Source organism: Gimesia aquarii (assembly GCF_007748195.1).
Lineage (GTDB): Bacteria > Planctomycetota > Planctomycetia > Planctomycetales > Planctomycetaceae > Gimesia > Gimesia aquarii.
The window spans coordinates 2887636-2902232 of the sequence record NZ_CP037920.1 but is presented as its reverse complement, the minus strand read 5'-3'; the positions used below and the strand labels follow the sequence as shown (position 1 = coordinate 2902232).

At 40.1% G+C, this 14597-nt stretch carries 10 protein-coding genes and 1 tRNA gene; 5 read left to right on the top strand and 6 right to left on the bottom strand.

The features are described 5' to 3' along the window. The first annotated feature begins 35 nt into the window (after positions 1 to 35). The 4 genes from V144x_RS11660 (at position 36) to V144x_RS11645 (ending at position 5392) form a co-directional block, all read left to right on the top strand. Complete coding sequence (locus V144x_RS11660; protein ID WP_144985328.1) at positions 36 to 1097, top strand: dihydrodipicolinate synthase family protein; 1062 nt, start codon at positions 36 to 38, stop codon at positions 1095 to 1097. Positions 1098 to 1362: 265 nt separating this feature from the next. After that, entirely contained in the window at positions 1363 to 1746 is a 384-nt protein-coding gene (locus V144x_RS11655) for a GlsB/YeaQ/YmgE family stress response membrane protein (protein ID WP_144985327.1), read from the top strand. Positions 1747 to 1871: 125 nt separating this feature from the next. Next, positions 1872 to 1956 (top strand) — tRNA-Leu (locus V144x_RS11650). 859 nt (positions 1957 to 2815) lie between these two features. After that, positions 2816 to 5392: a PAS domain-containing sensor histidine kinase gene (locus V144x_RS11645; RefSeq protein WP_144985326.1), complete on the top strand. Its 2577-nt coding sequence runs from the start codon at positions 2816 to 2818 to the stop codon at positions 5390 to 5392. Positions 5393 to 5487: 95 nt separating this feature from the next. Here V144x_RS11645 and V144x_RS11640 read toward each other — a convergent pair whose 3' ends face one another. Together V144x_RS11640 and V144x_RS11635 are read right to left on the bottom strand one after the other, a co-directional pair. Then, positions 5488 to 7188 (bottom strand): response regulator, encoded by a 1701-nt coding sequence (locus tag V144x_RS11640; protein ID WP_197998880.1) that lies wholly within the window; start codon positions 7186 to 7188, stop codon positions 5488 to 5490. A gap of 412 nt (positions 7189 to 7600) precedes the next feature. Next, on the bottom strand, positions 7601 to 8242 hold the full coding sequence (locus tag V144x_RS11635) for a response regulator transcription factor (protein ID WP_144985324.1): 642 nt from the start codon (positions 8240 to 8242) through the stop codon (positions 7601 to 7603). 869 nt (positions 8243 to 9111) lie between these two features. Here V144x_RS11635 and V144x_RS11630 point away from each other — a divergent pair. After that, positions 9112 to 9708 (top strand): response regulator, encoded by a 597-nt coding sequence (locus V144x_RS11630; protein ID WP_197998879.1) that lies wholly within the window; start codon positions 9112 to 9114, stop codon positions 9706 to 9708. 125 nt (positions 9709 to 9833) lie between these two features. Here the strand turns inward: V144x_RS11630 and V144x_RS11625 are convergent, their stop codons facing one another. The 4 genes from V144x_RS11625 to V144x_RS11610 all read right to left on the bottom strand — a co-directional run bounded on the left by V144x_RS11625 (position 9834) and on the right by V144x_RS11610 (position 14578). After that, positions 9834 to 10844, bottom strand: a complete 1011-nt coding sequence (locus tag V144x_RS11625; RefSeq protein WP_232102794.1) for a nucleoside hydrolase — start codon at positions 10842 to 10844, stop codon at positions 9834 to 9836. 101 nt (positions 10845 to 10945) lie between these two features. Next, entirely contained in the window at positions 10946 to 11719 is a 774-nt protein-coding gene (locus V144x_RS11620) for a 3-keto-disaccharide hydrolase (protein ID WP_144985321.1), read from the bottom strand. Positions 11720 to 11788: 69 nt separating this feature from the next. Beyond that, positions 11789 to 13204, bottom strand: a complete 1416-nt coding sequence (locus tag V144x_RS11615) for a neutral/alkaline non-lysosomal ceramidase N-terminal domain-containing protein (protein WP_144985320.1) — start codon at positions 13202 to 13204, stop codon at positions 11789 to 11791. A 33-nt stretch (positions 13205 to 13237) separates the two neighbouring features. Next, positions 13238 to 14578, bottom strand: coding sequence for a sulfatase (locus tag V144x_RS11610; RefSeq protein WP_232102793.1), 1341 nt, complete (start codon positions 14576 to 14578; stop codon positions 13238 to 13240). Positions 14579 to 14597: the final 19 nt, after the last annotated feature.

Genomic DNA, 14597 nt, shown 5'->3' with positions numbered 1-14597 from the left:
ACTCCTTACGCTTCGATACGCAGGAAATCTGGATTGTGAACTCATCTCTTACCACACGAACTTTGCAGCAAGGAACCGCAATCCCTGCACACCCACTGGCTCTGACATCTGCGCGCAAACTTGATGAACGCCGACAAAGAGCTCTTTCGCGGTACTATATTGCCAGCGGAGTTGGCGGACTGGCTGTCGGAGTGCATACGACACAATTTGAAATTCGAGAGCCGGGCATTGATCTCTTTCAACCTGTCTTAGAGCTTGCGGCAGAAGAAATGAATCGTGCAGACAAGACTAGGGTGGCTCCTCTGTTACGTATCGCTGGCATCTGTGGAGAAACAAGTCAGGCTACCAGGGAAGCAGCTATTGCTAGAGATGCAGGTTATCACTTTGGTCTGCTTAGCCTGTCAGCGCTAAAATCCGTAGATGAAAACAAACTGATCAACCATTGCAAAGCAGTCTCTGAAATCATGCCTGTCTTTGGTTTTTATCTACAGCCAGATGTAGGCGGTCGCTTGTTGCCTTATTCTTTCTGGCGTCGATTTTGTGAAATTGAAAATGTCGCTGCGATCAAAATGGCACCTTTTAATCGATATCATACGCTTGACGTGATCCGTGCAGTCATAGAATCAGGACGCGAAGATATCGCCTTATATACAGGAAATGATGATAACATTGTTCTTGATCTAATCACTCCTTTTCGTTTTCAAGTAGAAGGGAAACTGATAGAACGTCGCATCGTCGGTGGGCTGCTTGGGCACTGGGCTGTCTGGACACAAAAGGCTGTCGAAATTCTCAAAAAATGTCAGCATGTCGCCGCATCAGAAACAGCGATTCCACTCTCTATACTCCACCGCAATACCGAAGTCACAGACTGCAATGCCGTGTTGTTTGACGTGGCCAATTGCTATCAGGGTTGTATACCCGGCATTCATGAAATCCTCAGACGTCAGGGACTGCTGGAAGGAATCTGGTGTTTAAACCCCAAAGAAAACCTCAGCCCTGGGCAGGCAGCAGAAATCGATAGAATTTATCAAGCCTATCCTCACCTGAATGATGATACTTTTGTAGCAGAACATCTCGATGATTGGCTTAGCGGGTAACTGTGTAACTCCTTTAAGTAAGTAGAAACTTTCTTTTCTGTCCGTGTCAGGATTCAGGTTAAATACGAGTGAGCCTGATTGTAAAATAGAAATAAACTTTAATCAAAGCTAATTCGATCATCCATAGCCCAAGTTTTAGGCCGGGGTTGACGATAATGATAAAACCGGTTAATTAACGCGTCTTCTCTCAATATAGACCTACCAAACCAAACAAATAATTGTAAACCATATCTGTATAAGCATTTACCGACGAAGGACCGTCAAAATGTTTGATGACAACACCACCAAAATTCTACAAGAGGCTATCAATGAAATGTTAGTCTGGGTAGGATTCGGAACTTTAGTTGGTTTAGCAGCGAAAGCCATTATGCCCGGTAAAGACCCAGGTGGGGCTGTGAGTACATTGCTAATGGGGATTGGTGGTAGTGTCGTTGGATGTGGCACATTGATGTTTTTCTGGGACGGTGCCCGAGTCACTCCAATCAGTACTGTTGGTTTTCTAGCCGCCACAGGTGGGGCGTTCGTTCTCTTATTCTTCTATCGCTTACTGGCAGGCTCCTTCTTTTCCGAAGCAGAAGATGGCGAACGCTGGTTACACCGCCGCCGACGTCGACGTCGCGCTCGTGGGCTTGTCGATGAAACCTATTAATTTTCGTTTATATTGTGTCTCCGCAAGCTAATCCTGATAAAACACTTTGGGTTTTTGGCAGTATTAATTTAGGTGTCCTTCACTTGCAAGCCATAAAACATTTGATTATAAACACTTAACTGTTAGGCCGAGTGGCGGAATTGGCAGACGCACGGGACTTAAAATCCCGGGTCCGTAAAGGGCGTGCGGGTTCGAGTCCCGCCTCGGCTATATACAGTGCATTTACAATGCCTCTTCTTAGACTCACTCATCTGACCGAAATCTGGTCTTCTTTTTCCAAAGCTAATCATAGTTGAATTAGACGCTCCTGTGTAATCTTACCCGTTTTTAAAACCCTATTTAAAGCGATTTTCACACTTGTACGACGTACAAATTGCGGTTTTTCTGTCATTCCGGAACAAATATAATGAAGAGATAAAAGATTCTATGATCGTTTCAGGAAAGAACAGTTCATGTTTTTACAAGCTAGATCAAAGCTGATCTTCATACTCGCTTTCTTCTGTTATGTATCTCTGCCATCACAAGTTTTTGGCATGACAAATAATCGAATGATTCAAAACAAGATTAACATCGATTCGCCCCCTATCTATTCGGTCTGCTCTCATAACACATTCTGTAGTTCCCAAGCACCTGATTGGATCTATACTGGCTGGATATGGAGTCGTAATTCGAGATCCACCAACCTTGCCCCCTACAGATGGTGTCCTGGAGAATCAACTGCTCATTTACCAGAACCTGAAGACCTCAAATACATCAGTGGTGACGCACTCATTCTTAGCCCACCGGATGCCGAGCTCTAAAATCAAACAGACGCGGCCATGTGATTCCATGCGCGTCGAGATTTTTGGTTGTCTTGCTTTGTAAAGAAAGCTGATCGCTGGTAGAGAATTTCGCCTATTTTCAAAAATGCGGGGTTTATCAATTGGTCTAGAATAGGCATAATAAAATATCTCTGTCCCAAAGTCTGATTGGTACTTCAGGCATACCCCAAAATCAGACCAGCTAAAAATGTAAATGAATTTCTTTGAATGAAATTCATTCTGCTTCGCTCATTAAACAGGGATAGCTAATGCGCATACAGCAACAGAGTTTCCGGCATCTTGGTGTAATCATAATTCTCACACTTCTTATTTTTCTCATGGACTTCCATGTATCATCAAATATAGCGACCCCGATCTTCTATACTGTGGTGATCGTCCTTGTCATTAGCTACCAGCGAAAATGGGCACTCTTACTTACTGCCAGTATTTGTTCGGCACTCACACTCTCTCGTACTTTTCCAGATTTAGGAGTCGAAGCTCCTCAGTTCACTTGGGAAAATCGCGCCATATCACTGTTCATGATCTGGCTAACTGCAATGAGTGGAATTATTTTTTTACGACAGTCTCGGTTCAAAAATGAGCTCCAGATTCAATTACGATCTTTTTTTGAAAGCTGCTCTCTAGCAGTTTCCATCACAGAACCCCCTCGAAAGTTTGATTGGTTAAATCATCAATTCAAAATGCTATCGGGTTCTGCAAATCAAGTACTTGACAATGTAACATTAAACGCAGAAATACAGAATCTTACCGCAAATAAAAGCAAAGTAAACTATCGGGAACTCGAGTGGCATTCAACACCTCTCATCAATGATGCAAACCAAGTTGTTGCAAATCTCTACTTGGGTATAGACATTATAGAATCAGGTTCTCCCCAAACTTCATTGAACACCAACTCAGTGAATCAGATTTCAGAGTCATTTCAAATCGATGCAAATTCCAAGCAGGATATCCCAGAAGAAAAACAGATAGAGCATGAACAGAAAGCAGTGCTGTGCCGAAGGCACAACATCCTTGACACTTTAATTATTTTTGTTGGAGTCTATTCAATTGATGGAATTATTCTTGAAGCCAATCAGTCGCTACTTGATGCAGTAAAACTAAAAAAATCAGACATAATTGGTAATTTTTTTTGGGAAACCGACTTGTGGTCCTACTCTGTTGAAGTACAACAACGATTAAAACAAGCAATGCATCGAGCAACAGCAGGAGAAACAGTCCGTTTTGATACACAAGTAAAATTGGCAGATGAAAAAAAGATGAGCCTTGATATCACATTCAGCCCGCTCTATAACGCTGAAGGTAAAGTCATACAAATCATCAGCTCAGCAGTTGATATTACAGATCGTTTGATCGCAGAAAAAGAAATCATTAAAAAAAATGAACAGCTTCAAACCATACTCAAAGCAATTCCTGACTTAATCTTTCACATAAAAAATAATGGTACAATTGCAGGCTACGAAAGTGGCGAAAACATAAATTTAATTCTGTCGCCTGAACAATTCCTTAATAAAAAAGTACAGGACATTTCACCTAAACATGTCGCTCAAAAATTTGAAGCGGCAATTCTGGAACTCAGTAAAACCAAGCAAACAACTTCTTTCGATTATCGATTGAAAGTCGATGAGCAAAACCGCTGGTTTCAAGCTCGTCTTCACCCCTACCTTGATGATGAAATCGTGGTCGTTATTCAAGATATCAATGATCAAAAAAACATTGATATTCAAACGAAAAATACACACGCCCGACTTTTTGAATCACAAAGACTAGCTCATGTTGGAAGCTGGGAATGGAATGTTCAAGACGATACTGTGTGGTGGTCAGAAGAAGTTTATCGTATTTTTGATTTAAATGAATCACAGTTTCAACCTAACTATGAAGCATTTCTTCAAATTGTTCATCCAGATGATCGAGAACTCGTTAATCAGGTTGTCACTAATACTCTGCAAAACGACTCTCCATTCAGTATTGAACATCGAATCATTCGGTCAGATGGAGAGGTACGGCATGTGTATGAGCAAGCTGCACTGAAAAAAAACACAGATGGAGAGACACTGCTTCTGTATGGGACTGTTCAAGATGTGACAGAAAGATATGAAGCAAATAGAATGGCACAGGAGTACCGTGATGAACTTGCTCACGCCTCACGCTTGGCAGTAATGGGAGAACTGGCTGCGGGCATATCACATGAGCTTAATCAACCACTGACCGCAATTTCCAACTATAGTTCTTCTATGAAAATTTTATTAGAAAAGGGTCAGGACGTAACTGAACTACTAAGTAAAATAGAAGCACAATCGTTGCGTTCAGGCGAAATTGTACGCAGATTAAAATTATTAGCTGGAAAGCGAAAACAACAACCATTTTTGTTTAACGTACATACCAGTATTCAAAGCGCACTTCAGTTAATCAATTACGAATTACGCTTAAGACAAATCCAAGTGAAGATCACATCTGATAAAAAATTTGCTACGGTCTATGCGGATCGTGTTCAGATTGAGCAAGTGCTCGTGAATTTATTTAAAAATGCGGCTGAAGCAATGGAAGATACAGGATTACCAAGAGTTTTAACTATTACGCTTTCATCTGCTGACGACTCTATGATTTTGATTTCTGTTACAGATACGGGAGAAGGTATTCCAGCTCAATTCGTAGATCGGCTTTTCACTCCATTTACAACAAGCAAAAAAGAAGGGCTTGGAATTGGTCTGTCTTTAAGTCGTTCTTTGATAGAAGCATCTGGTGGAAAAATGTGGTTTAGTCCGAACAAAAGAAGAGGTACCACTTTTTACATTTCTCTACCAGCATCTCAATCAAAAAAGGAATAGATCATAGCTAGAAATGGACCTTGTTCGTAATAGAACATGCTTCTCTGTGAGTATTAGAACCAGATCTTAAAACAGTTAAGACAGGCACCTGCTCTTTAGTTTGAAAGTATTATTCCTGCTTTTTGCGGTAAATAGCGATGCACTACTTCACGCAGCACTTCATATTTAATGGGCTTGCTTAGATATTCAGTACAGCCTGCGGCGAGACATTTTTCTCTGTCAGAAACGAGTGTATGAGCTGTAATAGCAATAATTGGTATCTGATTCTTTTGAGCTCTGAGTAACTGCGTTGCTTCGTATCCGTTCATCACTGGCATTTGCATGTCCATTAATATCACATGATAAAAATCCTTTTTTATAGTCGCTTCATGCACCAAATCAACCGCTTCTTTTCCGTTTGATGCTGTAACAACTTCCAAGCCCATTTTATTCAACATATAACTGAATAATTTTCGAATTTCTTTTGTGTCATCAACTAGTAGAATTTTAGCTTTCGCATCTTGGGAGACGTTTTTATTATCGTGATTGTATTCAACTCTCCTAACAGTGCCACGCGAGCAGAATTTTTGATTCGATATATTATTTTGTGTAGAAATATTTTTTTCGTCTGCATTGAGGGTAACTGTAAATACACTTCCTTGATTCACAGTTGATTGAACAGACAAATTTCCACCTAGTAATTGAACGAGCTTATGACTAAGAGTCAGCCCTACCCCTGTCCCTCCATAATTCCTTGAAGTGGAACTATCAACCTGAGCAAAAGGCTCGAAGATATATTTCAATTTTTCCTTAGGAATTCCAATCCCCGTGTCAGTCACGATATATTGCAACAGCCTATCATTTTTAGATCGGCTTAACATTCGAATCTCAAGATAAATGCTCCCAGCTTCAGTAAATTTTATGGCATTGCTCACTAGATTCATCAGAACCTGCTTCATCCTCAATGGATCAGATTGAATTGAGGAAGGAATCAAATCATGATATCTTGTGTAGAGATTAAGACCTTTTTGTGAGGCTTGCGATTCGAATTCATCAACGATTTCCTGCAAGATCTTCGTCGGGGAAAAGTCGACTTTCATAATCTCAAAATTTCCCATCTCGATCTTTGAAATATCAAGAATATCGTTAATCACCTGTAAAAGGTGTGATCCATTTTTTTGAATAATGTCGATAAACTCGAGATTATCTTTCGAATCAAGTTTTTCTTTTAATGCTTCAGAATACCCCAAGATAGCAGTCATTGGAGTGCGAACTTCATGACTCATGTTTGCTAAAAATTCACTTTTTGCCTGGTTGGCCTGTGCAACAACCTTCTGAGCTGACTTAAGTTCATGAATTTTTCTTTTGAGTTGTTTACGAGATTGCTTGAGCCGCTCTAAGTACTCACCTAATTTGTTTTTTGATTTCAAATGCTCAGTAATATCTCTGATAATACATATATAACGTTTCTGTCTATGAGAATCATCATCACGCCATACGGTTATCTCACAGGCAATGTAGGAACCTCCTTTATGGATTCCTTTGAATTGATGTGCATGACCAATCGAATTTTCATTTTCAGAACCGAGGCATTGCGCTAAAAACTGATCAAACTGTTTCAACTGGGATTCAGAAGCAAAAACACGGATATTTTCTCCCACGATTTCGTCTGGTTGCCACCCAAACACTCGAGAGACTGATTCACTGGCCATAAGTATTACACCCAATTCATCAATCGCTACTGACACATCTATACTAAATTTTAAAATCTGTCTCGCTAAGTAATTGTCAAATAATTTGACTTGGTGAGAAGTCATGTGAGGCCCTTTTAATCTACAGGAATCTTCTTTATTACACTTTCTCTCAGTCCTCCCTATTAAGCACATCGTTCACGTTACAAGATCAACACTTGGCCATGTAGCCAGCAGAATTATCGACTTTCTAAACGTGTTTATAACATAGGGAAATCTCCCCAAAAAACATGGAGGGTAATCACTCACGGTGTGGATAGACGATGAGTTCGAAATTGCTTCGCGCAATGTGCCCTTAAGCTTTAGCTTGAAATAGTTTAAGAAGAAATCAAGTAGTCTGTGTAAAAACAGACAGGCTATTCATCGTTGAATTGAATTTGAGGGGACTCTTGAAGTGTGAATACGAGGGCTAGTTTTTTTAAAATTTTGATGTGCAAACACAGAAATACTATAAACCTGATTCTAAGGATTACACTAACTATGAATCATTATCAGTTTTCGAATACCCCGGCAGGTCTTTAATCTTGTACAAGATATGTACAATATCAGTGGCACTTGAAATCCCTAATTTGTTTAACACATTCGCTTTATGCTTTTCCATAGTCCGGTAGCTGATCGACATAGAGCTTGCAATTTGCTTACCAGAATGACCCTCAGCAATTAAATGAAATACCTGCTTCTCTCTGCGAGTTAAACCATTATACAAATGCAGGTGAACTCTACCATTATTTTCCGAATCGTCTTCATCAGTATTCAAAAGTGATTTAGCGTATTCAATGGCTTTGATACATTTTTCTTTCTCGAAAGGTTTTTCAAGATAATCGCAGGCTCCCTGTTTTACTGCGGAAACCGCTTTTTCAATATCACCATATGCACTCATCATAATTAAAGGAAAATGAATGTTTTGCTTTTTAAATAGCTCCATTGCTTCAATACCAGAAATTTCAGGCATAATCAGGTCGATTAGGATACAACCTGTAAACACGACTTCTTTCGATTCCAAAAATGAACGAACACTGTCAAAAGTTTTGACTTGATAACCTGAAGTGTTTAGTAGAAATGCAATAGAATCCAGGACATCTGGATCATCATCAATTACATAAACAACAAAATCGTTCATTCGGACCTCAATAAAATGTTATTTTGCACAGAGTATTAGTGTTAGTTCACATACACACAATTCGAAAATTCAGAATACTCTTTATTTTATAGATAATATCTCTATAAAAAAATTGAAAACTTTGTGTCGCAAATTAATTCTACTTGGTTGTAGCAACTGAGCCATTTTGAGGGGAGCCAACGAAAATTAAAAACTTTGACGTTGTCTTTGGTTTCAACAATCAATTATATCAGTCACTCTATTTTGTAAGATTCTAAGATGAACTAAGTATGATTGAGAGAGGGTATTTGATGTTACTTTGACCAGAAAATTCTTAGTGAAATCGCTTGTTAAGCACTTCATCAAGAAAAATATAACACCGTTTTCTGGTACGTTTCAGTATCTGCGAAGGGGAATAATACAGATACTATGATGCACAGCAGCATCCAATAAATGAGATCGCTGATTTTTTCAAAATACTATGAGAAGTGATTCATAGAATGATTGATCAGTGCACTTATTTTATTTTTCAAAAATATGTAAGCGAATATGCCATATTTCAAAAAATTTCAATAAAGTGATGCTTTATATAATCACATAATTTAAACCAAACAAACTACTAAAAATGTTTTTTAGCAATCGTAAGAAAATGTAAAGCTAATCACGACTAATACGATTCGGTTTCAACCACTATAAAACCATAGCATCTAACTCCACCTGTAATACCCAAATATACCATACTATTCAATATTGAGGTAAATACTCCACCCTAAATTGGGTAATATCCCCTATTTTTATTTTGATATCAGAAGGCGATAGAAGAATATGTGTAAGACCCCAAATCAAATAGCAAGATGCGCATGCTTTTAGATTCACGACAGGGTGAGATTATGAAAATACTGATTGTCGACGAAATTGGATTCATACGTCAAAGTTTGAATCAGAAATTGTCTTACCATGGTTTCGGTACATTGACCGCTGAAAGCGGGGAAGAAGCGCTCGCTATACTGAACTCAGATTTTTCAATCGACACAGTAATTACCAGCCTTTTTCTACCTTCGATGAATGCAATCGACCTCTATAAAGAAGCTTCAAAAATAGAGCGGTTTGATGATGAAGGAGTTAGCCCACCGCTACATTTTTACCTGACTGTTACAAGAGAACATGGTACATCATCCCCTAAGATGAAAGGCTTAACACGAGAAGCACTTGCACTTGGTTTTAGAGATCTCTTTGTAAAACCAATCGATACAGAAATGCTAGTGAGTAAATTAATGAACTCTATGCCAGACTCTGAAGTTGAAAAGCATCAAAGTAAAATCGATGAACTAGAACTCACAAGCAACTCATCCACAAATGATAAAAAAACAAAAAATCGAATTGATGGATTGGTTGTCGTACAAAATAGTTTACACGCTTTGAAAAAAGAGATGTGTCACTCAATAGACGTTCTTTTAGACGAAGTCGCCAAGAGTGTTAGTGAATAACGCCTCTCGATTCTAATCATTAAACATGCTTTAGTTTGATTTACTACGTCATAGTTTGTTACTTAAAACAGATAATCAGGACTCCGTTTACTGAGTATGGAATCTAGATAACTGCCAACACTAAGTTATGGCTTTTGTCGCAAAGGTGGTTGACTTACTAAATCACGCAATACTTCTCGGACTCGTATCGCCTGAACCATGTTCATTTTCAAGAAACGATCACGGCCCCCCCTTTCTGATCGAAATTTTGTAAATCCATCATCTGAAACAGTTACTCGCCCGGATTTTGATAGGTTAAAGTAGTTCTCTTGCGGACGAATCGCATAAAGAACACTCGTCAAATCCCAACAGGGCCGATCATGTTCAGGACCACTATGTAATAAATAGGCTTCACGGACGATGTGATGTTTCATATAGTTAAAATCTCTCGCGATACTCTCCCGTGGATAAGGGGCAGCTACACCAATTTCAAAGCCACTCCAAATAACAGGGACCTCTTCAGGCCATAATTTTGCAAATCGTTGCATCGAGTGAATCCCATTACGAACATTTGCTTCAAGATAGCGTTCGTTGCCGTTAATGGACTCAAACGCCCCCGCCATTACTGAGACCAGCCGTACTTTACTACGGATCAATTCCACACCGGTGAGTGGACTGAATTCATCTGGTTTGGATTCTATAAGATCAGCCAGATTTGCTGCTAATCCTACCTGAATAATCACCACCGATTGATTTTTTTCCAAGGCGAGTGTCTTCCTCAGCAATTTAACAGCATTAGGAAGATCCTTGTTAGATTTGACATTATGTGGATAACGCAGCTGATTGTTATCTCTCTTATGAATCAAATTTAAATATTTGCTTTGACGATGTTGAGCTTGAAGTGTAACACCAATCGGAATCTCATTCCTCCCATAAAAAGTATTTACAGCATCGGTAAATGGCCCCGTCAGAGGATTAATCTTTGAAATCGTCACTGCCAACAACTCGCACTCTCTTCGATCTGCCAGAGTATGAATCATTGCTAATGCAAGAACATCATCCACATCACCTGAAATATCTGTATCGAAAATAACGCGGACAGGCTCGGCAGAATTAACAAATTTTGCCGTCATCAGAATATAAAAACTTACAAGCATTAAATTCTTCATCAATGTCATAGCGGTTCTTTTCTCTTAGAGAGCTCTATCATAAGGCTTAGAATGTCAAAGATCATTATGTGAAGACTACAAGTAGGCACTCACTTTTTCTGTTTTTGTCTTACGCGGTTTTCCATGATACGCTGCAATTTACGTTGCTCTGCTGCCATTGCTGTATCTGAAACTTTAGCTGGTTTAATTGAAGATCGATCTAATTTTTCATCTTTCGGAATCGCCCTCATTTTGACTCCTCGATACCAAACCGGGTCACCATGATCTTGCAGAGATAAGTTTGCTCCCCGATCAGCAAGGTTTCCTCCTCGATTCGCCAGGAGCTCGACCTGCCATGCGTAACGAGGATCAGTGTAATCCAAGTCGATGACTTTCTCACCATTCAACCAATGTTGAATAACAGTTCCTTTACACTTAATCCGCCCTTTGTTCCACTGCCCTACCGGTCTTGTGGCGTCATGGGAAGGCGGCATACAAAAATAAATAGAGGCGGCACTAGTACGTGGATTTTTACCATCTGGATGCTTCGCATTATCAAGGATCTGATACTCATATTGCCCGGGACGATAATAGACACCGCTATTACTACCATCAGCCACTTTCCACTCAAACTTCAATTCAAAATCATCAGGTACTGGCATAGCTTGATAGACAAGGCTCCCTCCTTTTCCAGCGCGAGTAATCACTCCTTCTTCCACTTTCCAATTACCGCTGTGCTTCCACCCATTCAAATTCATTCCATCAAATATCAACTTAAAACCTTGCTGTTGCTCCTGTTTTGTCAATTGATTGGGATTAGCAGCGCAACCAATTTGACAGAAACAAAAACTTACGAACCAGGCAACCATTAAAGGTATTCTCATTTTTATATTTCCTTAAAGTCGTCTTATCGATAATTAATGATGCGTCAACGCTTAAAATATGATGTAGCTTTAATCAGTGATTTGGTTAAGCATCATCATAGTCTGTTTCTCAATTTTTTTCGAAGCATCTGTTTCCAGATAACTCCAGCCAGAACGCCAGGTTTCATAACCCTGTAAAACATGCTGCTCTGGTGTAGGCAAATATCCGTTATAACCATTGGCCAGACCAATAATAAAGGTTGGCTTAAGCGAACTCTTCTGTTTGATCTCCAGACCAATTTCTACAAATACTTCGCAGGGAATTGCCACAATCCCCACCTCACCAATTCGCAAAACCTGAAGTTTGATATTCACATTATCAGGACCTCGATCTATACGAATTGTCTCCTGGGCATAGACTTCATTTGTAGTTAGCCTTTGGGGATCTTCCGCTTTAGATAGAAGTTTGCTGGCATATGTCACTTCCTCTCGAGTCGGTTTTCGGATTGCCAGGTCAATTGTTCGCTCCTGCATCTGTAATGAAACATCGCTGCGATACGTGAGACCTTTGACAGCCTGATATGCACGGTCGGCAATGATCGATGCAACCGCAATTACCCGCTCAAATGCAGGCACTCGAGGCTGTGGTTCTTTAAAATTATAGTTATTGATATCACCACTGGTCCCATTGGACATAATTCCAATAAACGTATCATCTCCACCGAGTCGTTTTTTTATCTGTCTTGCAAACTCACCAAAGTAATCTGCCGAAAGTTGATTAGGAGGAATACCGCCTACATAATGTAATGAATAATTGGCTAAAAGTGCCAGTGGACGCCCATCTGCATGTTGTACCGAGAGGATTGCAATCTCAGGATCGATTGGGCCTGCTGGTTTAATCAACAGGTCACTTCCCCTGGGAGGGTTCGTCCGCACCTTGTCAGTTTTTTTTCCAAACGGATTAGGTTGAAGTCCCTCCGCTCTCACATACCAACGACGGTTATTCACTTCTCCAGGTTCTTGAGCCGAAGTCCAAGCGATTTTAGCAGGTGCAAGTCGCGCATGGGCGTCGATAATTGCTCGAGCAATACTTTCGGTTAGAAATTGTACATATTCCGGATTTGGATTACATTGTGCTAGTGGTACTGAAGTGGGCGCAGTATGTGTATGTGTTGCAGATGTCAGCATGTGACTGGTCGGAATACCTGTTTTCAACGATGCTTCTTTTTTGGCAGCATCGAAAATATCACGTGAAATCAAACAAATATCACACACTACAAACGCAATACTGGTTTGCCTATTTCTCAACACCAGAGCACGTGCATGCAGGGGATCATGAGCCGATTTTGCCTGGCGATCTTGAAAACTTCCAGTCATAGAAACCGGAAAGTTCCGAGGATTAATATTTACTTTTGCAGATCCTGCCCGAAGTGAATTCCCAGTATTCTCTGCTGCATTCAAGTTCAAAGGTAATAAGAAAATCAGCAGTATCATTAGTCGAAACATTAAGCAGTCTCCTAATTGTGAACTCTTCGCATTTTATATTTTTTCAGGTTGTGATGTAGCCGTTTGATCCATCTCTTTTTTCCAGAGATTAAGTGCCTTCTTCATTTGTTGTACTCGCTCAGGATACTGTTTCGCCAGATTTTTTGTTTCAGAGAGATCTGTTTGAAGGTCGAACAATTCGACAGGTGTTTGACGGTTCTGATTCAACACAAGCTTCCATTCCCCTTGTCTGACTGCATAACGTTCACGGTAGTCCCAAAATATTTTTCGTGGCTCTAATCGTTGCTGTTTGGTCAATAAATTTACCAGACTTACACCGTCTAATTGATGAGAAGCGGGGACAGTCGTTTGTGCCAACTCTAATATTGTAGGCATCAGATCAATACTAATCACAGTTTCGTCACAAACACTTCCCGCTGGGATATGGTCAGGCCAAAAAGCAATCCCGGGAACACGATGCCCCCCTTCCCACACACTACCTTTGAACCCGCGTAATTTTCCATTAGATCCTTTGTTATTTGCACCATTATCAGACAGAAAGAATACAAAAGTATTATCCGTCAAATCCAATTCTTCCAGCACTGACATTACCTTACCAATTCCTCTGTCCATTTCTGTGTTCATTTCTCGGTAGGCATTGGTAATGTCTTTTCGTTTGGCTGATTTGATATCTCCAACTCCTTCTTTTCGTATGGGCTTATCATTTGGTCCCTGATAGGGATAATGTACTGCTTCATGGGCAATATAAATAAAAAATGGTTCGTCCTTTTGTTGACGGATAAAATCAACCGCATGATCTGTAATCAAGTGGGTCACATATCCCTGCTCAGATCGATTCAATTTCGCATTGTGCCACCAGTCAAAGACACCCGTTCCATCCAGATGCGCAAAGTAATCTACATTTCCGCTCACATAACCCACAAATTTTTCGAAGCCACGGAAAGTAGGATTATACTGCCTCTGATAACCTAAGTGCCATTTACCAAACATGCCCGTTCGATAGCCAGCCGCCTGTAAACATTGCCCCAAAGTGACTTCATTTTTTTGCAGTCCATGATGTCGATTTTTATTAGGATCCGCATACACCACTCCATCAATACCAGCCCGTTGCTGATAACGGCCCGTTAAGAGACCAGCACGCGTAGGACTGCAAACAGTTCCACTCGAATGAAAATCTGTAAATCGCATACCTTCGGCTGCCAGACGATCAATATTAGGAGTTTGACAATTGACACTGCCGTAACAACTTAAATCTCCATACCCCAAATCGTCTGCCATAATGAGCACAATATTCGGTTTAACTGCTCTCTCCTCTGCTTTTGTCAGAAGTGGAAAGAAGAAAAAGCAGAGCATAATAGCCACGAGATATTTCATAATAAATGTGCCTTTATAA